Annotated in this window: 25 protein-coding genes; 8 read left to right on the top strand and 17 right to left on the bottom strand. The window is 71.1% G+C overall.

Features of this window, described 5'->3' with window-relative positions; genetic code table 11:
- Nucleotides 1–48: 48 nt before the first annotated feature.
- The 4 genes from NE235_RS17765 to NE235_RS17750 form a co-directional block, all read right to left on the bottom strand.
- Entirely contained in the window at nucleotides 49–459 is a 411-nt protein-coding gene (locus NE235_RS17765) for a roadblock/LC7 domain-containing protein (RefSeq protein ID WP_252804218.1), read from the bottom strand.
- Nucleotides 456–1856, bottom strand: coding sequence for an ATP-binding protein (locus NE235_RS17760; protein WP_252804216.1), 1401 nt, complete (start codon nucleotides 1854–1856; stop codon nucleotides 456–458). The genes NE235_RS17765 and NE235_RS17760 overlap by 4 nt, the downstream gene beginning before the upstream one ends.
- Before the next feature lie 199 nt (nucleotides 1857–2055).
- On the bottom strand, nucleotides 2056–3339 hold the full coding sequence (locus NE235_RS17755) for an adenylosuccinate synthase (RefSeq protein WP_252804214.1): 1284 nt from the start codon (nucleotides 3337–3339) through the stop codon (nucleotides 2056–2058).
- A 113-nt stretch (nucleotides 3340–3452) separates the two neighbouring features.
- Nucleotides 3453–3866: a DUF3151 domain-containing protein gene (locus tag NE235_RS17750; RefSeq protein WP_252804212.1), complete on the bottom strand. Its 414-nt coding sequence runs from the start codon at nucleotides 3864–3866 to the stop codon at nucleotides 3453–3455.
- Between the two features lie 86 nt (nucleotides 3867–3952).
- Here NE235_RS17750 and NE235_RS17745 point away from each other — a divergent pair, with 86 nt between their 5' ends.
- Nucleotides 3953–4792, top strand: a complete 840-nt coding sequence (locus NE235_RS17745; protein WP_252804210.1) for an aldo/keto reductase — start codon at nucleotides 3953–3955, stop codon at nucleotides 4790–4792.
- Between the two features lie 10 nt (nucleotides 4793–4802).
- Here the strand turns inward: NE235_RS17745 and NE235_RS17740 are convergent, their stop codons facing one another.
- The 4 genes from NE235_RS17740 to fbaA form a co-directional block, all read right to left on the bottom strand.
- Complete coding sequence (locus tag NE235_RS17740; RefSeq protein WP_252804208.1) at nucleotides 4803–5312, bottom strand: GNAT family N-acetyltransferase; 510 nt, start codon at nucleotides 5310–5312, stop codon at nucleotides 4803–4805.
- 90 nt (nucleotides 5313–5402) lie between these two features.
- Complete coding sequence (locus NE235_RS17735) at nucleotides 5403–5906, bottom strand: DUF4232 domain-containing protein (protein ID WP_252804205.1); 504 nt, start codon at nucleotides 5904–5906, stop codon at nucleotides 5403–5405.
- Between the two features lie 129 nt (nucleotides 5907–6035).
- Nucleotides 6036–6527 (bottom strand): winged helix-turn-helix transcriptional regulator, encoded by a 492-nt coding sequence (locus tag NE235_RS17730; protein ID WP_252804203.1) that lies wholly within the window; start codon nucleotides 6525–6527, stop codon nucleotides 6036–6038.
- A gap of 89 nt (nucleotides 6528–6616) precedes the next feature.
- The gene (fbaA, locus tag NE235_RS17725) at nucleotides 6617–7639 is read right to left on the bottom strand and encodes a class II fructose-bisphosphate aldolase (protein WP_252804200.1); all 1023 of its coding nucleotides are present in this window, start codon (nucleotides 7637–7639) and stop codon (nucleotides 6617–6619) included.
- A 101-nt stretch (nucleotides 7640–7740) separates the two neighbouring features.
- Here fbaA and NE235_RS17720 point away from each other — a divergent pair, with 101 nt between their 5' ends.
- Both NE235_RS17720 and NE235_RS17715 read left to right on the top strand, forming a co-directional pair.
- The gene (locus NE235_RS17720; RefSeq protein WP_252804198.1) at nucleotides 7741–8430 is read left to right on the top strand and encodes a DedA family protein; all 690 of its coding nucleotides are present in this window, start codon (nucleotides 7741–7743) and stop codon (nucleotides 8428–8430) included.
- A 52-nt stretch (nucleotides 8431–8482) separates the two neighbouring features.
- A complete protein-coding gene (locus tag NE235_RS17715; RefSeq protein WP_252804196.1) occupies nucleotides 8483–8929 on the top strand; it encodes a hypothetical protein in 447 nt (148 codons plus the stop codon).
- Between the two features lie 7 nt (nucleotides 8930–8936).
- Here NE235_RS17715 and pyrE read toward each other — a convergent pair whose 3' ends face one another.
- Nucleotides 8937–9473: an orotate phosphoribosyltransferase gene (pyrE, locus tag NE235_RS17710; RefSeq protein ID WP_252804193.1), complete on the bottom strand. Its 537-nt coding sequence runs from the start codon at nucleotides 9471–9473 to the stop codon at nucleotides 8937–8939.
- Between the two features lie 18 nt (nucleotides 9474–9491).
- On the opposite strand from pyrE, the gene NE235_RS17705 reads away from it, so the two are divergent.
- The 3 genes from NE235_RS17705 to NE235_RS17695 all read left to right on the top strand — a co-directional run bounded on the left by NE235_RS17705 (nucleotide 9492) and on the right by NE235_RS17695 (nucleotide 12407).
- Nucleotides 9492–10139, top strand: a complete 648-nt coding sequence (locus NE235_RS17705; protein ID WP_252804191.1) for an alpha/beta fold hydrolase — start codon at nucleotides 9492–9494, stop codon at nucleotides 10137–10139.
- Between the two features lie 416 nt (nucleotides 10140–10555).
- Nucleotides 10556–11725 carry an NYN domain-containing protein gene (locus tag NE235_RS17700; protein ID WP_252804189.1) on the top strand — a complete coding sequence of 390 codons (1170 nt, stop codon included), beginning with the start codon at nucleotides 10556–10558 and terminating at the stop codon, nucleotides 11723–11725.
- 115 nt (nucleotides 11726–11840) lie between these two features.
- The gene (locus tag NE235_RS17695; RefSeq protein ID WP_252804187.1) at nucleotides 11841–12407 is read left to right on the top strand and encodes a tetratricopeptide repeat protein; all 567 of its coding nucleotides are present in this window, start codon (nucleotides 11841–11843) and stop codon (nucleotides 12405–12407) included.
- 52 nt (nucleotides 12408–12459) lie between these two features.
- Here NE235_RS17695 and NE235_RS17690 read toward each other — a convergent pair whose 3' ends face one another.
- Nucleotides 12460–14031, bottom strand: coding sequence for an alkaline phosphatase D family protein (locus NE235_RS17690; protein ID WP_252804185.1), 1572 nt, complete (start codon nucleotides 14029–14031; stop codon nucleotides 12460–12462).
- Between the two features lie 153 nt (nucleotides 14032–14184).
- Between NE235_RS17690 and NE235_RS17685 the strand changes: the two genes are divergently transcribed.
- Nucleotides 14185–15297, top strand: coding sequence for an esterase-like activity of phytase family protein (locus NE235_RS17685; RefSeq protein ID WP_252804183.1), 1113 nt, complete (start codon nucleotides 14185–14187; stop codon nucleotides 15295–15297).
- Nucleotides 15298–16072: 775 nt separating this feature from the next.
- Here NE235_RS17685 and NE235_RS17680 read toward each other — a convergent pair.
- From NE235_RS17680 to NE235_RS17665, 4 genes are all read right to left on the bottom strand, one after another.
- Nucleotides 16073–17287 carry an MFS transporter gene (locus NE235_RS17680; protein ID WP_252804181.1) on the bottom strand — a complete coding sequence of 405 codons (1215 nt, stop codon included), beginning with the start codon at nucleotides 17285–17287 and terminating at the stop codon, nucleotides 16073–16075.
- Nucleotides 17287–17862 (bottom strand): winged helix-turn-helix domain-containing protein, encoded by a 576-nt coding sequence (locus NE235_RS17675; protein WP_252804179.1) that lies wholly within the window; start codon nucleotides 17860–17862, stop codon nucleotides 17287–17289. Before NE235_RS17675 ends, NE235_RS17680 begins: the two co-directional genes overlap by 1 nt.
- A 54-nt stretch (nucleotides 17863–17916) precedes the next feature.
- Nucleotides 17917–18534, bottom strand: a complete 618-nt coding sequence (locus NE235_RS17670; protein WP_252804177.1) for a hypothetical protein — start codon at nucleotides 18532–18534, stop codon at nucleotides 17917–17919.
- A 137-nt stretch (nucleotides 18535–18671) separates the two neighbouring features.
- The gene (locus NE235_RS17665) at nucleotides 18672–20174 is read right to left on the bottom strand and encodes an MFS transporter (protein WP_252804175.1); all 1503 of its coding nucleotides are present in this window, start codon (nucleotides 20172–20174) and stop codon (nucleotides 18672–18674) included.
- 142 nt (nucleotides 20175–20316) lie between these two features.
- Between NE235_RS17665 and NE235_RS17660 the strand changes: the two genes are divergently transcribed.
- Entirely contained in the window at nucleotides 20317–21048 is a 732-nt protein-coding gene (locus NE235_RS17660; RefSeq protein ID WP_252804173.1) for a TetR/AcrR family transcriptional regulator, read from the top strand.
- 102 nt (nucleotides 21049–21150) lie between these two features.
- On the opposite strand, the gene clpB is transcribed toward NE235_RS17660, so the two are convergent.
- From clpB to dnaJ, 3 genes are read right to left on the bottom strand one after another with little or no spacing between them, the layout of a single operon-like run.
- The gene (gene clpB / locus NE235_RS17655; protein WP_252804171.1) at nucleotides 21151–23739 is read right to left on the bottom strand and encodes an ATP-dependent chaperone ClpB; all 2589 of its coding nucleotides are present in this window, start codon (nucleotides 23737–23739) and stop codon (nucleotides 21151–21153) included.
- Nucleotides 23740–24180, bottom strand: coding sequence for a heat shock protein transcriptional repressor HspR (locus NE235_RS17650; RefSeq protein WP_252804308.1), 441 nt, complete (start codon nucleotides 24178–24180; stop codon nucleotides 23740–23742).
- Between the two features lie 5 nt (nucleotides 24181–24185).
- A complete protein-coding gene (gene dnaJ, locus NE235_RS17645; protein ID WP_252804168.1) occupies nucleotides 24186–25346 on the bottom strand; it encodes a molecular chaperone DnaJ in 1161 nt (386 codons plus the stop codon).
- Nucleotides 25347–25360 lie beyond the last annotated feature (14 nt).

Here is a 25360-nt window from a genome sequence, read left to right as displayed (position 1 = left end):
GAGGAGCGACCGGAGACGCCGTGCTCGTCGTTCGCTCGCTCCGCTCGTTCATGCGCCGGCCCCCGTCTGTCTCGGCGGAGCGGTCAGCTCCTTGCCCAGGCGCTGGACGAGTTCCTGCAGGCGGAACGAGATGGCCTCCATGTCGACGCGCTCCGTCGTCGAGACCGCGAGGTACGCGCCGGGGCCGGCGGCGACGAGGAAGACGTATCCGTCGTCGAACTCGGTCACGGTCTGCCGCCAGGTGGTACGCGAGTTCCCGCAGAACTCCGCGGAGCTGCGGGCGAGGGACTGCAGCCCGGACATGCCCGCCGCGTGGCGTTCGGCATCGTCCCGGCTGATCCGCTCGGAGTAGGCCATCAGCAGGCCGTCCGCGGACAGCAGGATGGCGTGCCGCGTTTCCGGCATTTTCAGGGCATCGTCGAGCATCCAGCCGAGCTTGTTGTTCGCGTCCTGCGTCATTCGGCGAAATTCCCTTCGGACTCCGGAGTACCAGTGGCGCGGCCGGCTCGGGTACCGCGCTGCCAGGCGCCCATCCCGGCGGCGATGTCACGCGGCGGGCGCGTGGAGGGCGCCGGCTCGGACGAGGGCATGGGCTGCTCGCCCGTGGTGGTGACGCGCCGGCGCTTCGGCAGGCCGTTCGCGGTGACCTGGCGTTCCTCCCGCGTCGGCGACGGACCCTGGCCGGACAGGGCCGGCGCGCCGGTCGAGGTCGACGCGCTCGGCACCGGCGGTGCGCTCGGCACGACGGGCGGGGCCGGCAGGGCCGGTGCGCTCGGCACGGCGGGCGGGGCCGGGAGGACCGGCGCGGGACGATCGGCGCCGGCGCGTATGGGCTGCGGCTCGCTCCCCGCGGGGGCCGGCTCGGCGTCGACGTGGGTGAGCAGCTCGGTGGGGAGGAAGAGTACGGCGCGGACTCCGCCGTACGGCGAACTGCTGTCGACGGACACCCGGAAGCCGTACCGCGCGGCCAGCACACCGACGACGGCGAAGCCGACCTGCGGCGGGTCGCCGAGACGGTTGATGTCCACGGACTCCCGGCCGGACAGCAGCCGCTCGGCCCGCTGGATCTCCTCCGCGTCCATGGCGACGCCGGCGTCGTCGACCACGATGGCGACGCCGTTGTGCGCCTGCCGGAAGTTGACCTCGACGCTCGTGTTCGGCTGGGAGTGGCGGGCGGCGTTGTCCAGGAGTTCGGCCACCGCCAGCACCACCGGCTCGACCACGCGGCTGACGACGGCGACGTTGGACTGCGGCTGGACCTGGACGCGCAGGTAGTCGCGGATGCGGGAGGTCGCGCCGCGTACGACGTCGACCAGCGCCGCGGCGGACCGCTGCTGGCCCGGCCAGGAGCCGCAGAGCACGGCGGTGGCCTGGGCGCGCCGGCCGATCTGGGCGTTCATGTGGTCGATCCGCATGAGGCCTTCGAGGACCTCGGGGTCGTCGTGGCGATCCTGCATGGTGGAGATCGCCAGCTGCTGCTCGTTGGCGAGGCTCTGCACGGCGCGCATCATGGCCTTCAGCGTGACCTTGGCCGCCTGGTCCGCGCGCTCCTTCGCGCGCTCGGCGTGGTCCGAGAAGAGGTTCAGGAGCGCCCGGATGCCCTGTTCGGCGCTGGTTCCCGCGAAGCTCGGATTGCGCGGGCCGGGAACCGTCACCGGTTTGCCGTAGAGGGACTCCACCAGGGCCGGGGCGCGGACCGCCACGAGGTGGCGCAGCTCCTCGTCACGGATGCGCGCCGTCTCCTCCAGCGTGCCGGCCCGGCGGCGCAGCCGGCCGGAGATCTGCCGCTCCCGTACGAGCAGCACCACGGCGACCAGGAGCCCGGCCGTCAGGCACACGAAGGCGACCGCCGACATGTATCGCTCCTCAGATCCTCGATGTGGAAAGGGGAAAACCCGAGCGCTCCACATTTCGGGGCAAGTACTCAGTAAGTCGCAAAGACTACAGCCCGTGATCTTGGTGTACCAGGCCAATGCGAAAAAAGACCGGCCGAATAAAGGTCTGGTCGCACCCGACTTGACGGCCCTGAGGAGTCAGGGCCGTCAAGTCGCTCTGTCAGATCAGTGAACGAAGCTGAAGCGTCTGGTCACGGCCGGGACCGACGCCGATGGCGCTGATCTGAGCCCCCGACATCTCCTCCAGCGCCCGGACGTAGTCCTGCGCCTTCTTGGGCAGGTCCTCGAACGTCTTGCACTCGGAGATGTCCTCCTGCCAGCCGTCCAGCTCCTCGTAGATCGGCTTGGCGTGGTGGAAGCCGGTCTGGGTCATCGGGAGCTCGTCGCAGCGCTCGCCGTCGATGTCGTACGCCACGCAGACCGGGATCCGCTCCAGACCCGACAGCACGTCGAGCTTGGTGAGGAAGTAGTCGGTCACGCCGTTGACGCGCGTGGCGTACCGGGCGATCACCGCGTCGAACCAGCCGCAGCGGCGGTTCCGGCCGGTCGTCACGCCGTACTCGCCGCCGGTCGTGCGCAGCCAGTCGCCCGTCTCGTCGAGCAGCTCGGTGGGGAACGGCCCGGAGCCGACGCGGGTGGTGTACGCCTTCAGGATGCCGATCACCCTGGTGATGCGGGTCGGGCCGACGCCCGAGCCCGCGCACGCCCCGCCCGAGGTGGGGCTGGAGGAGGTCACGAAGGGGTACGTCCCGTGGTCGACGTCGAGGAGGGTGCCCTGGGCGCCCTCCAGCAGGACCAGCTTGTCCTGTTCGAGCGCCTTGTTGATCACGAGGGCGGTGTCGGCGATGTGCGGGCGCAGCCGCTCGCCGTACGCGATGTACTCCTCGATGATCGGATCGATCTCGATGGCACGCCGGTTGTACACCTTGGCGAGGATCTGGTTCTTGTCCCGGAGCGCGAGCTCGAGCTTCTGGCGCAGGATGCCGGGGTCGAGCAGGTCCTGCACGCGGATGCCCATGCGGGCGATCTTGTCGCCGTACGCCGGGCCGATCCCGCGGCCGGTGGTGCCGATCCGGGCCTTGCCGAGGTACCGCTCGCTCACCTTGTCGAGGGCCTTGTGGTGCGGCATGATCAAATGCGCGTTGGCCGAGATCAGCAGGCGATCACAGCTCACCCCGCGCGCCCGCAGGCCATCGATCTCCTCCAGCAGCACTCCCGGGTCGATGACCACGCCGTTCCCGATGACCGGGACGACGTCCGGGGAGAGCACCCCTGACGGGAGCAGATGCAGAGCGTAGGACTGGTCGCCGATGACGACGGTGTGCCCCGCGTTGTTTCCGCCCTGGTATCGGACGACATAATCGACGTCGCCGCCGAGAATATCGGTGGCCTTGCCCTTGCCTTCGTCACCCCACTGGGCGCCGACGAGCACGATGGCCGGCATAGGAGTTCTCTCCCCTGGCATCGACGAAGCCCCTGGCGCAAGCAGCAGCGACAGGGGCTCTTGCGATCAGAGGGTACCCGCCGGATGACCGCGAGGAAAACGGTAGGTGCCGGTCAGGAGGTCAGAACCTCGGCCGCCGTGGGGCTGGAGTCCCGCAGGAAGGTCCGGCAGCGCTCCGCCTCGTCCTCCTCGCCGATCGCCGCGGCGGCCCGGGCGAGGGCGTGCAGGGCGCGCAGGAAACCGCGGTTCGGCGCGTGCTCCCAGGGGATCGGGCCATGCCCCTTCCACCCTGCGCGGCGGAGCGCGTCGAGCCCGCGGTGGTAGCCGGTGCGGGCGTAGGCGTACGACTCGATCACATCGCCCTTCCCGAAGGCACGGTCGGCGAGCTCGGCCCAGGCGGCCGGGTACGCCGGGAAGCGGGCGGCGACCTCGAAGGGGTCGACCCCGGCCTCCAGGGACTGTCGGGCTTCGTCGGTGTCCGGCAGCTCGGTCGGGGCCGGCCCGCCGAGAAGGTTCTGGTGCTCCATGGGGTCATCCTGCCCTTTTCAGCGGCGTTCTCCTATTCCAGAGGGTGGGAAACTTCGTCGATATTGCTGCTGGGTACGGTTGCGGCATGACCGAAACCACGTTCACCATCGGTGGAGACCTGACCGTAAAACGTCTGGGGTACGGCGCCATGCGCATCACCGGGCCCGGCATCTGGGGCCCTCCGGCCGATCGGGACGAGTCGCTCCGGGTGCTGCGGCGCGCCGTCGAACTCGGCGTGGACTTCATCGACACCGCCGACTCCTACGGCCCGTACGTCTCCGAGGAGCTGATCCACGAGGCGCTGCACCCGTACGAGGGCGTGACGATCGCCACGAAGGCCGGTCTGGTCCGGACGGGACCGGACGAGTGGCACCCGGTCGGCCGGCCGAAGTACCTCCGCCAGGAGGCGCTGATGAGCCTGCGCCGGCTCGGCCTGGAGCGGATCGACCTGTTCCAGCTGCACCGCATCGACCCGGAGGTCCCCCTCGCCGACCAGCTCGGCGAGCTGCGCGACCTGCGGGACGAAGGGAAGATCCGGCACATCGGGCTGTCCGAGGTCAGCGTCGAGGAGATCGAGCGGGCCCGGGAGATCGTTCCGATCGTCACCGTGCAGAACCTCTACAACCTGACCAACCGCCAGTCCGAGGACGTCCTGGACTACTGCGAGCGGGAGGGCATCGGGTTCATCCCGTGGTTCCCGCTGGCCGTCGGCAAGCTCGCCAAGCCGGGCGGACGCCTCGACCAGATCGCCAAGGAGCTGAACGCCACACCGTCCCAGGTCGCCCTGGCGTGGCTGCTCCGGCGCTCGCCGGTGGTGCTGCCGATCCCCGGCACCGGTTCCGTCGAGCACCTCGAGGAGAACATGGGCGCCGGCGACCTCACCCTGACCGACGACCAGTTCGTCGCGCTGTCCGAGCTGTCGTAGACGAACTGCTTCAGAGCGGGATCCGGTAGAGCAGCGCGCCGTCCTCGCCGTGCGCGGCGGCGGCGTGCGGCCACACGCGGCCGATCGCCGCCCGCGCGGCGTGGTTGTCGGCCAGGACGTCGGCGCGCAGTCCGTCGATTCCCCGGGTGCGCGCTAGGGCGGTCAGGCCGGCGACCAGCCGCCGGGCGACGCCCCGGCGCTGCCAGGGGTCGGCGACCATGACCGCGAGGTCCGCCAGCTCCGGCAGGGTCGCGTCGCGCGTGTACTCGGCGATCCCGACGATCTCGGTGTCCGCGACGGCGACGAGCGCGTCGCGGTCCCAGCGGTCCACCCGGCCGAGCGTCTCCGCGTAGAACGCCGGTATGCGCGGCGTCCCGGCGAAGAACCTGCGGTACAGGCTGAGCGGCGAGAGCCGCATGCCGAGCACGCCCTCCCGGTCGCCGTCCTCGTACGGCCGCACCCCGACCGCCGACGCGGTGTCACCGGTCGGGGACGCCGCGGGCACCATCAGTCTCGTCATGAAACTCATTGCATCATTAGTGAGTTTCATGAAGCAACGGTGAAGGGCGAAGAAGGGCCGGGGGACGTCCCCCGGCCCTTCAGCGCCGGATCACAGGTGGAGGTGTCCGAGATCGATCCTGTGCTCCGAGCCGACCGCGACATGCCACGGAAGGGCGCCGCGGCCACCGTCGTCCGGAAGCTCGAAGAACAGCGAGTCCGGGACGGCCGGCGTGGTGACGACGGACCAGTGCAGGTCGAGGTGGCCTGCCGAACCCGGCGCGATGACGACGGTCTCGTCCGTGCTGCCGGACGCGCGGGTCACGGTCGCCGGAATGGTCCGCGCCCCGCCCTCGGGACCCGGCTCCGTGAACGTGAGGCCCGTCAGGTCGTTGCGCAGGACGCAGCCATCCTCGCCGCGGTTCGTGAAGTCCAGCGTGGCGTACCGCTGGCCCGCGCCGGCGTCGACCTGGCCGAGCGAGATCGTGAGGTCCGTGCTCCGGCAGCTCGGCGTGGCGGTGGCGGCGACGGCCGGCACGGCCGCCGCGATCGAGCCGCCCATGATGGCACCGGCGACGATCGCCGTCCGGATCCGGCGGCGGGTCCTGTCGTTCATCGATGCTCCCCGAACGATCGGCGGACGCGGTGCGCGCCCGTCGGGAGATTGTTGTCGGAGAGTCAGATGCCGGTCCGACCAAGATCGTTCACGCCGCGCGGCAGAAAGATCAAGAAGGTCGGCGGCGGGTCAGGCAGGGGCGTCCCGGGCCTGCCGGACGATCCGGTCCGTCGGGCGCGCGCCTGGGCCGGGACGCGGCTCGACATCGGCCGGGCCCATCGCCACGCCGCACTCCGAGCAGGTCAGCGCGGGCGTCAGCCGCCCCGTGCAGCCGTGGTGGATGAGGACGACCGGCGAGCCGTCCACGGCGTAGTGCTCGTCACCCCACAGCAGCAGGGACATCATCGCCGGCCACAGCCCCACGCCCTTGCGGGTCAGCCGGTACTCGTAGCGGTCGGGCCGCTCCTGGTAACGGTGGCGCCGGAGGATGCCCTCGTCGCACAGGCGGCCCAGCCGGTCCGCCAGCACGTTGCGCGCCACGCCCAGGTCCGCCTGGAAGTCGTCGAAGCGGCGGACGCCCTCGAACGCGTCACGGATGATCAGCAGCGTCCAGCGCTCACCGACGATCTCGAGCGCCCGGGCGATCGAGCAGTTCTGGTCGTCGTACGTGCGGTGGAGCACGAAACCCAGCGTAGGTCGCCGGGTTTCGTCAAACAACGCGGGGACGGCCGGTTCGGCCGGCCGTCCCCGCACGTCGCCTCCGGGACGTGTTACTTGATCTTCGTGCCCTGGGAGAGGAGGTGCTCACAGGCCTCGACCACGCGCTGGGCCATGCCCGCCTCGGCGGCCTTGCCGTAGGCGCGCGGGTCATAGGCCTTCTTGTTGCCGACCTCGCCGTCGATCTTCAGAACGCCGTCGTAGTTCTTGAACATGTGGTCGGCGACCGGCCGGGTGAAGGCGTACTGCGTGTCGGTGTCGATGTTCATCTTCACCACGCCGTACGACACCGCCTCCCGGATCTCCTCCAGCGTGGAGCCGGAGCCGCCGTGGAAGACCAGGTCGAACGGGCTCTCCTTGCCGTGCTGCGCGCCGACGACCTCCTGGATCTCCTTCAGGACCTCCGGCCGCAGCTTCACGTGACCCGGCTTGTAGACGCCGTGCACGTTGCCGAACGTCGCGGCGAGGAGGTAACGACCCTTCTCGCCGAGACCGACGGCCTCCACCGTCGCCAGGGCGTCGCCCGGCGTGGTGTAGAGCTTCTCGTTGATCTCGCCGACGACGCCGTCCTCCTCGCCGCCGACGACACCGATCTCCATCTCCATGATCACGCGGGCCTTCGCGCACTCCTCGATGAGCTCGGCCGCGATCTGGAGGTTCTCCTCGAGCGGAACGGCCGAACCGTCCCACATGTGCGACTGGAACAGCGGCTCCTCGCCGCGGGCCACCCGCTCCTGCGAAATCTTGATCAGCGGCTTCATGAAGCCGTCGAGCTTGTTCTTCGGGCAGTGGTCGGTGTGCAGCGCGATCTGCACCGGGTACTTCTCGGCGACGACACGCGCGTACTCCGCAAGCGCCGTCGCACCCGTGACCATGTCCTTCACGGTGGTGCCGGAGAGGAACTCCGCACCGCCGGTCGAGACCTGGATGATCCCGTCGCTCTCCGCCTCGGCGAACCCGCGCAGGGCGGCGTTCAGCGTCTGGCTCGAAGTGACGTTGATCGCGGGGTAGGCGAAGCCCTGACGCTTTGCCCGATCGAGCATCTCCGCGTAAACCTCTGGGGTCGCGATGGGCATGGCTCTTCCTTCCTTGGGCATGGCTCCCGGCCGGCTCGACTCCAGTATCCCGAAATCCGCGCCCGGCCCTGACATGGCACGCCTACCGGTACCCTCAGCCCGTGGCCCTCGCCGTGAATCTCCTGGATCCCCACTCCCTCATCGCGACCTTCGGGCTCGTGGGCATCCTCGCCGTCATCTTCGCCGAGACCGGACTGCTCATCGGGTTCTTCCTGCCCGGTGACACGTTGCTGGTCACCGCGGGCGTCTTCAGCACGACGTCCGCCGCGACCGCCAACCACATCTCGCCGCTGCCGCTGCCCGCCCTCCTGATCGGCGCGCCGCTGTGCGCGATCGCGGGCGCCCAGGTGGGGCACTTCCTCGGCGCGAAGTACGGCCGGAAGCTGTTCGACCGGCCCGACTCGCGGCTCTTCCGGCAGGACCACGTCGAGAAGGCCGAGCACTACTTCAACAAGTTCGGCCCGGCCAAGGCCGTCGTGCTGGCCCGCTTCGCCCCGGTCGTGCGGACCTTCCTCAACCCGCTCGCCGGGATGCTGGAGATGTCGGCGAGCCGGTTCTTCGTCTTCAACACGATCGGCGCGGTCCTCTGGACCGAGACCATCATCCTGCTCGGCCGGTTCCTCGGCGATCGGGTCAAGGGGATCGACAAGTACATCCTTCCCGTCGTCGCCGTGGCCGTCCTGATCTCGGTGATCCCGGTGATCCGGGAGATCATCAGAGGTCCCAAGAAGCCAGGCCAGGGCGGTGACGGGCGAAAGACGGCGATGCCATCTGGCCGTCACCGTCGCTGACGGCCCCGGTTATCGCTAACCTCCCCCTGTGGGACGTCACCGATCAGACCCCATGGGTCTCGCACGCATAGCCATCGCGGTCCTCGCCGTCACTCTGGCGCTGGGTCTCGTGATAGTCGGTGGCATCTCGCTCTGGGGCGCGCTCACCAAGGACGCGTCCAAGACGGCGTCGTCCGTGCCCGAGCCGTCGTCCAGCGCGGTCACGCCCACCGACGCGGGCAGGTCCAAGCGGAGCGCACCGAGCGCCCAGTCGGGCAACGAGATCGACGTGCAGTGCCTGGTCGCCCAGTGTCAGATCTACGTCGCCGGGCCCACGGCCACCGACGTCATCGCCCACGGCGCGCTGAGCCGCGGCGAGCGCCGCCGCTACACCGGCACCCGGCTGATCCTCCAGGTCGACGACGCGAGCACGGTCAGCGTCGTCATCAACGGACAGCAGCAGCCGAAGGGCCGGCGCGGCCAGCAGCGTACCTACCACGCGCCGGCCAGGAGCAGGTAACGGCGTCTCAGCCGAGGCCGAGGTCGTCCAGGGTGAAGACCGAGCGGTACTCCAGCCCCGTCTCCGCGATCCGCGGCCCCGCTCCGCGCTCGACGATGGTGGCCACGCCGACCACCTCGGCGCCCGCCTCGCGCAGCGCCTCGACCGCGGTCAGCACCGAGTTCCCGGTCGTGGAGGTGTCCTCCACCGCGAGCACCCGCCGCCCGGCGACGTCGGGCCCCTCGACGCGCCGCTGCAGCCCGTGTGCCTTGCCCGCCTTGCGGACGACGAACGCGTCCAGGTGCCGCCCGCGCGCGGCGGCGGCGTGCAGCATCGCGGTGGCCACCGGATCGGCGCCGAGCGTCAGCCCGCCGACCGCCTCGTAGCCGAGGTCCTCGGTGAGGTCGAGCATCGCCCGCCCGACGAGGGGCGCGGCGTGCCCGTCGAGGGTCACGCGGCGCAGGTCGACGTAGAAGTCGGCCTCCCGGCCGGACGACAGGACCACCCTGCCGTGGACCACGGCCTTGCTCTTGATCTCGGCCAGGAGATCGTCGCGCTCCGTCATGGGTGAAACTCTATCCACATGACACCCGGCACCATCGTCCTGCTGCACAGCCCGCTGACCACCGCGTCCGCCTGGGGCGCTCTCGCCGAGGCGCTCGGACCGTACGACGTCGTGGTGCCGGAGGTCACCGACGACGACCGGCCGCCGTACGCGGGCCGTTACGTCGCCTGCGCGGCGCTGGAGATCACCCGGGCGGGCGCGCGGGCGCCCGTCGTCCTGGTCGGCCACGGCGGCGCGGGCCCGCTGCTGCCACCGGTCGGCGCGGCCCAGCGCGCGGCGCACCGCCTGGTCGGCGGATACGTCTTCGTCGACGCGGAGCTCCCGCCCCCGGCGGGGTCGAGCCGCCTGGACCAGGTGGGGGCGTTCGGGCCGGAGTTCGCCGAGGCGCTGAAGAACGGCGGGCGGTTCCCCGACGAGGACCCGCCGACCGGGGTGCTCCCGCGCCCGCGCGACGAGGAGTTCTTCGCCGAGGCGCTGCCGATGCCGCAGGACTGGCCGGACGCGCCCTGCGGATTCCTGCGAACCTCCGAGGCGTACGAGCGGCAGGCCGCGCAGGCGAGGCTGCGCGGCTGGACGGTCGCCGAAACGGCCGGGGGGCACTTCGCCGCCGTCACCGACCCCGAGGCGACGGCCCGGGCTTTGACCGAGCTGATCGCGGCCCTGTGAGCCGGTGAGGGGAGCGCGCGACACGCGGAGCGCGCGCGTCCGCAAGGCCTGTCCGTAAGGGGTGATCACTGTGTCCGCCGGGGCAGAGACGCGGGGTGTTCCCGCTGCGTGAAGCGGGTGGTACCGTCGCCCATCGGGCATCCGGGTTCGGTGGTCTTCCCAAGTCAGCCGTGTCGCGGGGCTCCCCGTCATACAGTGGCGAGCGACGAGTCAACGTTGACACGCGGAAGGAGCGCGGCTGCCCGGGTCCGGGAAGCCACATTTCCCCCATAATCTGCAGGAGCGGCCGATCATTGGATCGGCCCACGCCGACGACGGACTTGACTACGCTGTAGTGCCCGAGGTCGCTCGCCGGCTCGAAAGCTCACCCATGAGTCACTGATAAGGGTCTCGTGCCGAGAAAGGGGCGGTGTCGCGTGGATCGCTGTGCGCTGTTCGTAGATGCCGGCTATCTGCTGGCCGACGGCGCGATGGCGGTGCACGGAACCCGCCGTCGCGAGTCCGTGTCGTGGGATTTCGCAGGCGTGCTGCAGCTCCTCGGCAACCTCGCGCGAGAGCGCACCGGCCTGCCGCTGCTGCGCTGCTACTGGTACGAGGCGACGGTCGAGGGCCGCCGCACGCCCGAGCACGACGCGCTGGCGGACCTGCCGGGCATCAAGCTGCGGCTCTCCCGCATCCGCCCGGGACGCCGCGAGGGCGTCGACACCGAGATCCACCGCGACCTGATGACGCTCGCCCGCAACGGCGGGGTCGCCGACGCCGTCATCGTCAGCGGCGACGAGGACCTCGCCCAGGTGATCGCCGACGCGCAGGACCTCGGCGTCCGCGTCACGGTCGTGCACGTCGCCGTCGACGGCAACTGGACCATCTCGCGGGTGCTCCGGCAGGAGTGCGACGACCTCATCGAGATCGGCTCCGGTCACCTCCGGCCGTACGTCAACCTGCTGGCCGGCGTGGACACCTCGTCCGCGCCGCTGGCCAACGGCCAGTCGTCCAACGGCTCGGGCGGCGCCCTGGCCCCGCTCCGGCCGTCCCCGCAGCACGGCGCCGCGCCGCCGAGCACGCCGATCACCGCGACGCCCTCGCTCGGGTCCACCGCCGGCAGCACCACCTCGTCGAGCCTCGGCCGCCACTCCAGCCCCGGTCAGCCGAGCACCTCCACGCCGCCGCTGCGCCCCGCGCCCACCCACTCGGCCCCGACGCCGCCGGCGCCCTCGATGCCCACGGCCGGCTCCCCGGCGACCGGCAACAACAGCGGCCCGCAGTACCCCCAGCAGCCGGTCGGCCCGTACACCGGCCCGCAGCAGATCACGCCGACGCCGGTGCAGCAGTCCACTCCGACCCTGGCCGACGCCGTGAAGGCGGCGCACAAGGAGGGCCAGGAGTTCGGCGAGTCGGTGGCCCGCGACGCGCCCGCCCTGTGGCTGGAGGCGGTGCTGGCCCGCAAGCCGCGGATGCCCTCGGACCTGGAGGCACGGCTCCTGCAGGGCTCGTCCCTGCCGATCGACTTCCTGCTGCACGACGAGGTGCGGCACGCCCTGCGACGCGGCTTCTGGGACGCGCTGGAACGCTCGCGGCGCAGCTGAGCGCGGTAACGTTCTGTACCGGCCGGGCCGGCCCGGCCCGGTTCTGGTCGAACGATCATCCCAATTGACCAGATTCGCAGCAGGTACGCCGGGTAGCGTCTAGAAGGTGACGCATGTGACCGAAGACGACCTCGATGACCTCGAGTTCGAGACTCTCCGCACCGGTGATCACGCCGCTGCGGCGACACGGTTCATCGAACTGGCCGATACGGCCTCAGGCGACGTCTCCCGCGCCGACCTGTTGCTGCGTGCCGGTGAACAGTGGCAGCACGCCGGAGACCACGAGAAGGCCGCGGAGGCGTATCGCCGCGCGCTGGAGGACGGCGGAGAGACCTACGGCGATCCGCGCATCTACCTCGCGGGCGCCCTCTTCGAGCTGAACCACACCGACGAGGCCCGGGCACTGATCGACCAGGTGCGCGCCGGCGACCCGAAGGACCCGGAGGTCTTCCGCGCCGTGGCCGAGCTGCTGCACGAGCAGGGCGACCTGGCCGGCGCGCACGACTGGTCCACCGAGGGCGCCGACCTCGCCCGGTCGACCGACCCGGACGCCCTCGAGGGCCTGCTGCGGATCCGCTACCGCTGCCGCCTCGACCTCGGCCGTCCCGAGGACGAGTACGACGCGCTCCTCGACGACCTGCTGAAGAAGACCGACGAGGCGCCCGACGAGCAGTTCCGCTGAGCCGGTTCGCCGACCCCGGCTCAGCGTTGAGCCGGTTCCGCCGACCCCTGGCTCAGGTCAAGCGGGCCCGGCCCAGCTCGCGGAGGCGGTCCTCGGCGTCGGCGGAGTCCCAGCGGACGGAGGCCGTCCGCCCGTCGACCCGTACGGTCGCCAGCGCGTTGTCGAACCACGGCCCGTCGGTCAGCCGCCACCGCAGCGGCGGCCGCCGCACCCCGGCGAGCCGCGCCAGCGCGCGTACGGGCAGGTCACCGATCCGCCGGCAGGCCGCCTGGTTGGCCACCTTGAACCGGCCGACGAGCGGGTTGCGCAGCGGCGAGCAGACGACCTGGGAGATCGGCGTCCCGGTCCCGCGCACCCGCGCGAGGTAGGAGAAGTGCACGTCGCCGGACACCAGCGTGATGCTCGCCGGCGGCCGCGGCCCGTTCGCGACGTCGAGCAGGGTGTTCGCCACCGCCCGGAACGACCGCTGGAACGCCGCCCAGTGCTCCAGGTCGGCACCCTGCCGGAGGCGTTCACCGAGACCCGCCGCCCACCGGCCCCACGCGCCGCCCGCGACCGCCTCGTTCCACGCCTCGATGTCGTGGATCGAGTTCGGCAGCAGGAACGGCAGGGACGTCGCGACGATGAGATGGTCGACGTCCGCGCGGCACTGCTCGTCGAGCCAGGCGTGCTCCGCGTCGTCGAGCATGGCGCGTTCGCCGTCGCGCAGGACCCGCCCGCACCGGCTGTCGACGACCACGAGCCTCGTCCGCCCGTGGTCGTGGACGTAGCTCCACCGGACTCCCGCCGGCTCCCGGTCGGCCCGCCCGGCGAACTCGTCCACGATCGGGCCCGCGTCGCCGTCGGCGGCGAGGACCTTCCGGTAGACCGGGTCGGCGGCGCGCTCCGCCGGTGACAGGTTGCCCAGGTGCTGGTAGACCCAGTACGCGCCGAGCCCGCCGGTGATCCGCCGCTGCCACCAGCTCTGGGCGTGCATCTGCCGCCGCCACGTCTCGGAGGTGTTCCAGTCGTCGCGGATGTCGTGGTCATCGAAGATCATCGAGCTGGGCACCGTGGCCAGCAGCCACCGGACGAGGGGATCCTCACCCCAGGCGAGCCGGTACAGCTCCGCGTACTCCTCGAAGTCCGCGATCTCCCCGTACGGCGGTTGCTCGATGTCGCGGCGCGCGGCGATGAACCTCCGGATCTCCGGCCCCGTCTCGTCGGCGTACACCTGGTCGCCGATCAGCAGCAGCTCGTCGGGCGGCTCCTCACCCGCCATCAGCCGCCGCGCGTACACCGCCAGCAGGTCGAAGCCGTGCGTCTCCACCGACGCCGGCGCGACCCGGCACGACCCGACCGCGAACCGCCGCGCCCCATCGGCCGTACGGGTCCGGATGCGGCCGGGCGGATCCCCGGCCTCCGGCCACACCCGCTCACCGTCGAGCAGCACCTCGTACGGGGTGTCCGAGCCGGGCGTGAGACCCTCGACGTCCACGAGCGCGTAGTGGTGCCCGTGGACGGTGAAGGTCCGCGTTGCGGCGCCGAGGACGCTGACCTCGCATGGCCGGTCGGTCTCCACCCACACCGTCGCCGTACGAGGCCCGGCGTGCCGCAGCATCGGCCCAAGGACAAGTCGTGTCATGCCCTAACGGACTACCCCTATCACCGGGACCACGTCCACTCAGCCGCGTCTTCGGGCGGCAAGCGGCCGGTCGGAGACCGTTCACCGCGGTGTGATCAACTACTCGGCGTCGTAGTGATGCCGATCTCTTGTCACGTGAGGGGAAAGCTCTTCATGATGCAACGCGCCACCCGTCGTGCCGCTCGCCGTATCGCCACGGCGGTGGTCCCGGTCGCCGTCGTCGGAACCCTGGCGGTCCCCGGAGCCGCAGACGCCGCCACATCGCCCGGCACGGCCCGCACGACCGCCACCTGCCCGCCCGCGGCCACGGCGGTCGGCTACAGCGACGTCCTGAACAAGACCGTGTTCAATGGGATCGAGGTCGGCGGACTGTCGGCCATCGCCTACGACCGGCGCACCCACGGGTACGTGACCGTGGAGGACCACAGCGGCACCCAGCCCGCCCGGCTCTTCTTCTTCCGCGACGCCGCCGCGCCCAAGGTCACCGGCGTTCTCGGGCTGACCAGGCCGGACGGCACCGCCTACGACGGGAACGACTTCGACGGCGAGGGCGTCGCCGTCCTCCCCAACGGGAACTTCCTGGTCAGCTCGGAGAGCGAACCGTCGATCCGGGTGTTCGACCGTCAGGGCCGCGAACGCGGCTCGCTCGAGGTCCCGGCGCGCTTCCGGGTCGCCCCGGCCGGTGAGGCGACCGTCAACGCCACCCTCGAAGGGCTCACCATCTCGCCGGACGGGCGTCACGTCTACGCCGCGATGGAGGGCACGCTGAGCGGGGACGCGCCGGCCACCGGCGAGGGCGTGTGGCGGCGCATCCTGGTGTACCGGCCCCATGGCGGCGGCTACCGGCTCACCCGCCAGATCGGCTACCGGGTCGACCCCGGCAACCGGATCGCCGACCTCGCGGCGTACGGCGACGGGCGACTGCTGGTCCTCGAAGCGGCCTACGACGCCGCCAAGGGCAACACCATCCGGCTGTACGCCGTGCGCGACGCGGACCGGGCCCCGGACGTGAGCAGGGTCGCGAACCTCTCCGCCGCGCCGTCCCGCGCCATCGTTCGCAAGGAACTGGTCTCCGACCTGGTCCACTGCCCGACCCTCGGCGCCACCAGCCCCGGACCGCAGACCAACCCCCTGCTGGACAACTATGAGGGCCTCCAGGTCGACACCTCCGGTCTCCGGAAGGCCCGCATCCACCTCATCAGCGACGACAACTTCTCCGCGACCCAGGTCACGCGCGTCCTGACCCTCACCGCCCGCCTCCCCTGACGAACCGCCGGCTCGCCGTCGAGACTTCTAGTCGTCGAGACGACCGAAGTCTCGGCGGCGAGCGACAAGGCGTGCGGTGGACAGGGTGACGGGGACCAACCCAGCACGACCCAGGCTTGGAAGTCGATGCCGCTGACCTAGGCATTCTCGACGATTTCCCGTGAGCGACCGTAGGTGACCGTGATCGTTCGCTCCGGCGGGCACGTAGCGCGTACGGGCTACGCCTACTCTGCTGTCGTGTCGACGAACATTGAACCCACCGACCCGGACAGGGAGCAAGCTTTCGGTCGGATCGCGTTCTGGCTCGATCCTGATGATCTCCGTTGGCTCGCTGGACATTGCTGTTGCGCCGCCGACGCGACGGAAGCCACCCGGGACCGGTGCCTCCGGCTTCGCTTCCGCGCGAGCGCCGCTCTGCACAAGGCCGGCCTGGACGATGACCCGCGCGGCAGGCCCGCCTCCACCTCATGAGTGACGACAACTTCTCTGCGGCCCAGGTCACGCGCGTCTGACCTCACCGTCCGCCTCCCCTGACCCATTGCGGCAGCGGTCGTACGGGCCCCGGGCATGGCTGCATGCTTTCCCGTCGGTCTTTGCTCTGCTCACGCCGAGTAGGCAGTGGACCCATCGTCCTCGGCCTGGAGAGTGGATGGCAACCGTCCGAACCGGGGCCGGTCTTTCTCTTGGCTCTGGACGACTCTGCCGTCGCGCCATCTGCCCCGCCGACACCCATGCGACCTCGCGTCAGCGGCAGCGGGGAACCGAACTGTTGGGATCAACGACGGACTTGGACCGGGTGGTCTGGCGGGGTCGGGGCGGTGAGGTGGCGGGCGGGCCAGAGGCGGACGGCGGCGGTGAGCATGCCCGCGGTGACGACCATCAGCAGGAGCCGGTAGTCCACGACCGAGACCAGGGCGGCGCCGGCGGCGATGGAGATGGTCTGAGGGCCGGTGACCAGCGTCTCGGCCGCGGTGGAGACGCGGCCGATCAGCGGACCGGGCGTGCGCCGCTGGAGCACCGTGGTGAATCCGACGACCATCGTCGCCTGGCCCAGGCCGGTGATGACCAGGCCGATGAGGATGACGGGCAGCGACGGGAGGGCGTACAGGCCGTTCCCGAGTCCGGCCGCCGCCATGCCGGCCGCGATCGCGGTGAGCTCGCCGACCCCCGCGATGAGCCGGGCGACCCGCAGTCCTCCGACGATGGCGCCGATCCCCTGGGCCGCGGTGAGCACGCCGACGAACTCGGGCGGCCGGTGCAGGCCCTGGTCGATGACGGCGAAGACCGCCGACTCGGTGATGCCGCTGACGAGGAAGCCGATGGCCATCGCGATCGTCATGCGGCGCAGTGCCGGGTCCGTCCTGAGGTGGGTCACCCCCGCCGTGAGCTCGCTCGGCCAGCGCGGGTCCGAGCGTACGGGCGGATCCTCGCGCGACCGCATCCGCGCGATGACGGCCGCCGCGACGACGAACGTGGCCGCGTCGATCGCGGCGACGGCGGCGCCGCCTAACGTGGCGAACAGCGCCGCGCCCGCGAGCGGGCCGCCCAGCCGGAGCCCCTCCTTGACCGTCTGCAGCGCGCCGTTGGCGTCGGCCAGCAGGTTCTCGGCGAGCAGGTCCTTCAGCAGGCCGTTGAGCGCGGCAGCGATCGTCACGGACGAGATGCCGTAGAGCGCGGCGACCGCATAGATGATCCAGACGTCGGTGGCGTCGCGGACGGCGAACAGCGGGAGCAGCGCCAGCGCGGAGGCGAGGTTGGCGACCACGAGGAATGGGCGGTGCCGGAAGCGGTCGACCAGCCACCCGCCGAGCGGGGCCAGGGCGTACGGCGCCGCCACGAAGAGGGTGACGAGGCCGGCCGCGCCGTTCGAGCCGGTGAGGCTCTTGACCCAGATGGCGAAGACCAGGATCAGCAGCGCGTCACCGACCATGCTCGCGGCGAGGCCGGTGAAGAGAAGTCTGAACGCCGGGATCCGGAGGACGGCGCGCATCAGTCTTCGGCGTACGGTTCGGCGGGTACGGCCCAGGCGAAGATCCGGACGCGGCGCGCCCCAAGAGGACGTTCGGCGGGATCACGGCGCTCCCGATGCCGGGTGACGATGGCGATGAGCGCCTCGTTGAGCTCTTTCAGCTCTTCGGCGGTGAGCCAGTCGACGTTCTGCACCCAGTTCGCGGCGTCCTGCCACTCGGGCGGGTCGGTGCGCCGCCATGCCAGCCAGTCGCGGAGCCCGGCGAACTCCTGCTCGGTGTACTGCGCGCTGAGCGCGTCACTGGCGGCGGCCACCTCGCCGGTCTCGTCACCGTCACCCCAGGACAATGCCCGGGGCACGGGGCGCCAGGGACGGTTCCGGCCCTTCGCGCCGCCGGCCTCCTCGACGAAGCCGTACTTGGCGAGCTGGCGGAGATGCCAGGAGCAGTTCGCCGGGCTCTCGCCGACCATCTCGGCCAGTTCCGTGGCGGTCGCGGTGCCGCGCTCGTACAGGGCCTGGCACAGCCGCATGCGTACGGGGTGGGCGAGCGCGCGCAACTCCCGCGCGTCACGCAGTTTCCTCTCAGGTTCGTCCATGCCAGGACGATAGTTATGAAAAGGGACTTTCGAAAGACTCTTTTGACACTCGGGTCAGGTGCCGCGGCGGAACCAGCGGTGGCCTCCCGGAGGCCGGGTGGTGGCGGCGGGGCGGGCGTTCGCGGCGGTGTGGGGCCGGTAGGGCAGTGCCGCCGGGTGGCGGGGCGGGGAGGTCAGGCCCTCGCCGGGCCAGAACGGTCCGCGGGCGACGAAGGCGCGGACGCGGTCGGTGAGGTCGTCCAGCTCCGTCTGCCGGTCCGCAGGGCCGGCCGTGGACCGGGTCCCGTCGGGGTGGAGGAGGTCGTGGACGGTCTCGGGTCCGTTGGACAGCAGGAGGGCCGCGCGCGGCGGCAGCCCGAGGGACATCGCGTCCATCTGCCCGCCGCGTACGAGGCGGATGAGCGTTTCGACGACCCGCTGCCAGTCACCGATCTGCGGCCACGCTCGCCCGCCGTCCAGTTCGAAGGTCAGTGTCGACAGCGGCACGACGCACCCGGGGACGCGTCCCGGGAACTCGGTCAGGCAGCGGTACATGAGGCCGCCGTCGGGCTGCGGGATCGCCGGATGCAGGAGCGACCGGGCGTGCACGATCGTCGCGTTGATCGGGACCGGGTGCCGCGGGTCCTCGTACGGCTCATGGAGGGCGAGGAAGTGCACGTCCTGAACTGTCATGATCCGTACGGTCTCACGGAGCGACGGCGCGGCGCGGCCGGACGAGGCGGCGCCGTCCGGAGCACGATGGCCGGAACCGGCAAGTCGGCGAATGCCGATGAGGGGGCCCGGTCGTACGGGCCCCCTCGCATGATGACTCAGGCGTCGACCGGTTCGGCCTCCGGGACGCTCTCCAGGGCCGCCGGTCCGCGGTCGCGAAGGACGAGGAGGGCGAGCACCGCGGCGGCCAGGACGCCGCCCGCTCCCACCAGAAAGGTGGTCGACATCGCGGTGGTGAACGCGTCGTGGGCGGTACGGGCCAGGCCGGCGTCTCCGGTACGGGCGGCGAGGGCGAGCGCCTCGCCGATCGAGTGCCGGGCCTGCTCGGGGGCCGTCGCGGGCATCGCGCGGGTGAAGGTACCGGACAGGACACTGCCGAGGATCGCGACGCCGAGGGCGGCGCCCGCCTGCTGGATCGTGTCGTTCAGCGCGGAACCGACTCCGGCGTGCTCGGCCGGTACCGCGCCCATCAGCGCGGTGATGGCCGCGGGTACGGCCAGGCCCCCGCCGACGCCCATGAGGCCGAGCGCGACGCCCACCACGGCGAACCCGTCACCCGGTGAGACCGTCGCCAGCACGCCGAACCCCGCGGCCGTGATCACCAGCCCGGTCACCGCCATCATGCGGTTCCCGATCTTCTGCCCGATGGTGGCGCCGATGGTGTTGAACACCAGCGCGGCCGCCGCGAGCGGGACGAACGCCAGCCCGGTCTCCATCGGCGAGTAGCCGAGCACGAACTGCAGATACTGGGTGGCCGCCAGCAGCAGTCCGCCGTTCGCGATCTCGGCGAGGGTGAGGGAGAGGCTGCCGCCGGTGAAGTTCCGGTCGCGGAACAGGCTCAGCGGCACCATCGGGGTCGAGACGCGCGTCTCCCAGAGCACGAATCCGGCGAGCGCGGCGACCGCGACGGCACCCGCGGCGAGGGTCGTGGGGCTGCCGAAGCCGTACCTCGGCAGTTCGATGATCGTCCAGACGAGCGCCGTCATGCCGATCACCGACAGGATCGCGCCGAGCGGGTCGGGCTTACGCCACGGTCCCTTGGACTCGGGCATCAGCACGAGCGCCGCGATGATCGCCAGGGCGGCGATCGGGATGTTGATCAGAAACACGGCGCCCCACCAGAACCGGGCGACCAGCAGACCGCCGACGACCGGGCCGCCCACCAGGCCGACCGTGGCGACCGCGCTCCAGACGGCCATCGCCTTCGGGCGCTCCGCCTCGTCGAATACGGTGATCAGGATGGACAGCATGCTCGGCATGACCAGCGCGCCGCCGACGCCCATCAGCACGCGCGCGGCGATCAGCAGGGCGGGTCCTGTCGCGAACGTCGCCGCGAGCGACGCACCGCCGAAGAGTGCCAGCCCGATCACCATCATCCGGCGCCGGCCGTACCGGTCCGACAGGCTTCCCGCGGTGAGCAGCGCTCCGGCGAACACGAGGATGTAGGAGTCCAGGATCCACTGAATGTCCTGGGCGCTCGCGCCGAGGTCCTCGGTGAGCGACGGGATGGCCACGTTGAGGGCCATGTTGTCAATGACCAGCACCAACGTGCTGAGACAGAGCACGATCAGAATCAGCCAGCGGCGTGGATGACGGTTCATCACGCCTCCCTTCCGGCGATGCGTACAGTGTTCGCTAACTGGCGCACACTGTACGCATGAGGAAACAGTGTACGCAAGTGCGTACGCCGTGCTCACCTGCACACGCTGTGCGCTACGCTGTGGATGAGCGCGAGGAGGCACTGTGACCACCGATGACCGGCCGATCCCGTCGGTGTGGGCTCGCCCCAGCCGAGGAAGGCGCGAGCAGCCGGCGTTGAGCCGGCAGCAGATCGTGGCCGAAGCCGTCCGATTGCTCGACGCGGAAGGCGTCGACGCGCTGAGCATGCGCAAGCTCGGCACCCGCCTCGGCGCGGGCGCGACCTCGCTCTACCGGCATGTCGCCAACAAGGACGAGCTCGTGGAACTCGCGGTCGACGAGGTCTTCGGTGAGCTGCGGGCGCCCGACATGAGCGACCCGGCGCACTGGCGGGAGGCGACGATCGCCTGCGCCCAGGGCATCCGCGCGGTGATCCTGCGGCACCCGTGGATGGCCTCGATGCTCGGCGCGATGGCCTACCTCGGCCCCAACCTCATGCGCCTGTCGGAGGACATGCTCGCCATGCTGGAGGCGGCGGGCTTCCCTCTCGCCGAGGCCAACGGCGCGATGAACACCGTCTTCGCCTACGTCCTCGGCATGACCGGCAGCGAGGCGGCATGGCTGACCATGCTCGCGCGCAGCGGCCAGTCCGAGGATGAGTGGGCCGAACGCCTTAAACCGGCGTTCGAGGACCTGCACCGCACCCACCCGCGGCTCTCCGCCCTGTTCACCGCCCAGGCCGACGAGGACCCCGGACGCCGCCGCGAGGAGGAGTTCGCGTACGGCCTGAACCGCATCCTCGACGGTGTCTCCGCCGCCCGTACGACCCCCGCCTGACCGGTCCTGTTCCCGCCGGCCGACGTGCGGAACGCCCGGTCGAGAGCGACGGGGCCGGCCAACAGAAAAGCGGCCCCCAAGCCGGGGGCCGCTCTGCTGTCGTCAGGCGACGGTGGCCGCGGGCTTGACGGTGAGGGTGTCGGAGCCGAGGTGGGTGTCGACGATGACCTCGTCGCCGTCGCTGATCTCACCGGACAGCAGTTCCCTGGCGAGCTGGTCGCCGATCGCGCTCTGCACGAGGCGGCGGAGCGGACGGGCGCCGTACGCCGGGTCGTAGCCGGTGAGGGCCAGCCACTCGCGGGCGGCGTCGGTGACGGTGAGCGTCAGGCGCCGGTCGGCGAGGCGGCGGGCCAGCCGGTCGATCTGCAGGTCGACGATCTTCGTGAGCTCCTCGGTCGACAGCGCGTCGAAGACGATGATGTCGTCGAGCCGGTTGAGGAACTCGGGCTTGAAGCTCGCCTGCACGGTCGTGATCACGGCGTCGTGTTTGGCGGCGGTGTCCAGGCCCGGGTCGACCAGGAACTGCGAGCCGAGGTTCGACGTCATGATCAGGATGACGTTGCGGAAGTCGACCGTACGGCCCTGGCCATCGGTCAGGCGGCCGTCGTCGAGCACCTGGAGCAGGACGTCGAAGACCTCGGGGTGGGCCTTCTCGATCTCGTCCAGCAGCACGACGCAGTACGGCCGGCGGCGGACCGCCTCGGTGAGCTGACCGCCCTCCTCGTAGCCGACGTAGCCGGGAGGCGCGCCGACGAGGCGGGCGACCGAGTGCTTCTCGGCGTACTCGCTCATGTCGATGCGGACCATCGCCCGCTCGTCGTCGAACAGGAAGTCGGCGAGCGCCTTGGCCAGCTCCGTCTTGCCGACGCCGGTCGGGCCGAGGAACAGGAACGACCCGGTGGGCCGGTCGGGGTCGGAGATGCCCGCCCGCGCCCGGCGTACGGCGTCGGAAACGGCCCGCACCGCGCTCGACTGCCCGATGAGGCGGCGGCCGAGCTCCTCCTCCATGCGGAGCAGCTTGGCCGTCTCGCCCTCCAGCAGCCGGCCGACGGGGACGCCGGTCCAGGACGACACGACCTCGGCCACGTCGTCGGCGCCGACCTCCTCCTTGACCATGGTCTCGCGGGTCTCGGCGGCCTCGGACGCCTCGGCGAGCTGCTTCTCCAGCACGGGGATCTCGCCGTACATGAGGCGGGCGGAGGTCTCCAGGTCGCCGTCGCGCTGGGCGCGCTCGGCCTGGCCGCGCAGGTCGTCGATGCGCTTCTTCAGCTCACCGACCTTGTTCAGCCCGGCCTTCTCCCGCTCCCAGCGGCCGTTGAGGGCGTTGAGGCTCTCCTGCTTGTCGGCGAGCTCGGCGCGGAGGCGTTCGAGACGGCGCTTGGACGCCTCGTCGGACTCCTTCTCGAGGGCCAGCTCCTCCATCTTCAGCCGGTCGACCGAGCGCTGCAGCTCGTCGATCTCGACGGGCCGCGAGTCGATCTCCATGCGGAGCCGGGAGGCGGCCTCGTCGACCAGGTCGATGGCCTTGTCCGGCAGGAACCGCGCGGTGATGTACCGGTCGGACAGCGCGGCGGCGGACACGAGGGCGGCGTCGGAGATCTGCACCTGGTGGTGCGCTTCGTACCGGCCCTTGAGGCCGCGCAGGATCGCGATGGTGTCCTCGACCGTCGGTTCGCCGACGAAGACCTGCTGGAAGCGCCGCTCCAGCGCCGGGTCCTTCTCGATCCGCTCGCGGTACTCGTCGAGCGTGGTCGCGCCGATCATGCGCAGCTCGCCGCGGGCCAGCATGGGCTTGAGCATGTTGCCCGCGTCCATGGCGCCCTCGGCGGCGCCCGCGCCGACGACGGTGTGCAGCTCGTCGATGAACGTGACGATCTGGCCGTCGCTCTGCTTGATCTCGTTCAGGACCGCCTTGAGGCGCTCCTCGAACTCGCCGCGGAACTTCGCGCCCGCGACCATCGCGCCGAGGTCGAGGGAGACGAGGCGCTTGTTCTTCAAGGTCTCCGGCACGTCGCCGGCGACGATCCGCTGGGCCAGGCCCTCGACGACCGCCGTCTTGCCGACGCCGGGCTCGCCGATGAGGACCGGGTTGTTCTTCGTACGGCGGGACAGCACCTGCACGACGCGGCGGATCTCGGTGTCGCGGCCGATGACCGGGTCGAGTCTGCCGTCGCGGGCCTGCGCGGTCAGGTCGACGCCGTACTTCTCCAGCGCCTGGTAGGTCTCTTCGGGGTTCTCGCTGGTGACGCGGGTGTGGCCGCGGACCTTCTCGAACGCCTCCAGCAGGGCGTCGGGGGTCGCGCCGTTCTCCTTCAGGAGGGTGGCGACGGGGCCGCCGTCGGTGGCCAGGCCGACGAGCAGGTGCTCGGTCGAGACGTACTCGTCCTCGAGTTGCTTCGCGCGGTTCGCGGCGGTGTTGAGCACCTTGAGCAGCGGCCGGGAGGTGTCCGGCGCGTTGACGGTCGAACCGGCGGCCTTCGGCAGCGCGGCGAGCTGCTCCTCGGCGCGGCGCCGGATCGCCTGGGGGTCCGCGCCGACGGCCTCGAGCAGGGGCGCGGTGATGCCGTCGGTCTGGCCGAGCAGCGCGACCAGCAGGTGCACCGGCTCGACCAGGGGGTGGCCTTCGGTCGAGGCCCGCCGGACCGCGACCGAGACGGCCTCTTGGCTCTTCTGGGTCAGCTTGTAATCCACTTATTCCTCCCCCCGTGAGCGCCACAGCACCACGCTGGTCTGCCGGATCGGCACGAGGTCCGCTCCAGTGTCAGAACCGTGGCCGTTCTTCAGCTTGGCGAGCCGGGCCGCGACGGCGCGCGTGGACTCCAGCTCGTTGGACAGCTCCTCGACCAGCGCCCTGAGGCGTGCCACCTCCGCGCGCAGAGTCTCGGACTCGCGCTGCAGGTCGAGGATGTGCTTGATGCCGGCGAGGTTGATGCCCTCTTCCTGGGACAGCCGCTGGATCTCCCGGAGCATCACGATGTCCCGCATCGAGTAACGGCGCCCGCGCCCGGCCGTACGACCGGGGGACACCAGACCCATCCGGTCGTACGTGCGGAGGGTCTGCGGGTGCAGCCCGGACAACTGAGCCGCCACCGAGATGACGTAGACCGGACTGTCGTCGCCGAACGGATCCAATACGGTCACCCCTCTCTCGCCGACCGCAGCAGCTCGCTGCGCAGGTCGTCACCGCTGTTGCTCGCGCGGATCTTCTCCAGTGCCTCCCGTGTCGTGTCGTCGATGTGCTCCGGGACCTGCACCTCGACGGTGACCAGCAGGTCGCCCTTGGTGCCGTCGCGGCGCGTCGCGCCCTTGCCGCGAACCCGGAACGTGCGCCCGTTCGGCGTGCCGGCCGGGATCCGCAGGGTGACCGGCTGGCCGCCGAGGACCGGAGCCTTGATCTCCGCACCGAGGGTGGCCTCGGGGAAGGTCACCGGCACGGTGACGGTCAGGTTGTCGCCGGACCGGCCGAACACCTTGTGCGGCGTGACGTGCACGACGACGTACAGGTCGCCGCTGGGCCCGCCGTTCTCGCCGGGCGCGCCCTTGGCCTTGAGCCGGATCCGCTGGCCGTCGGCGACTCCGGCGGGGATGCGCGCCTGGATCGTGCGGGTGCTCTGCGCCCGCCCGCTGCCGTGGCAGGTGGTGCAGGGGTCGTCGACCACGAGGCCACGGCCGTGGCACTCACGGCAGGGCTCGGAGAAGGCGAACCCGCCGGCGTTGCGGCTCTCCTGCCCCGTGCCCTCACAGCGGGGGCACACCCGGGGCACCGTGCCGGTCTTGGCGCCGGTGCCCCGGCAGGTGGGACAGGCCGCTTCGCTGGTCAGCCGCAGCGGCACCGTCTTGCCGTCGAGGGCGTCACCGAAGGTCAGCGTGACCTCGGTCTCGACGTCGGTGCCGCGGCGGGGCCGCCGGGCGGACTGCTGCCGGCGGCCGCCGAACAGCCCGCCGAAGAGGTCACCGATCCGCTCGCCGGTCCCGGTCGTGCCTCCGGGCTGGTTACCGAAGAGGTCGCCCAGGTCGAAGCCGAAGCCACCGCCCTGGGCGCCGCCACGCGGCCGGGCGCCGCCGAAGAGGCTGCGCGCGTCGTCGTACTCCTTGCGGCGCTTCTCATCCGACAGGACGTCGTAGGCCTCGGAGATCTCCTTGAACTTCTCCTCGGACTCGGCATCGCCGCGGTTGGCGTCCGGGTGGTACTGACGCGCCAGCTTCCGGTAAGACTTCTTGATCTCGTCTTGCGTCGCGGTCTTCGGAACACCGAGGACCTTGTAGTAGTCCTTCTCAATGAAGTCCTTGGTGCTCACCGGCGTTCCTTACC

Source organism: Actinoallomurus spadix, assembly GCF_024055725.1.
In the GTDB taxonomy this organism is placed as follows: Bacteria; Actinomycetota; Actinomycetes; order Streptosporangiales; family Streptosporangiaceae; genus Actinoallomurus; species Actinoallomurus spadix.
The sequence above is the reverse complement of the archived record's forward strand: the minus strand, read 5'-3'. Positions and strand labels throughout refer to the sequence as shown.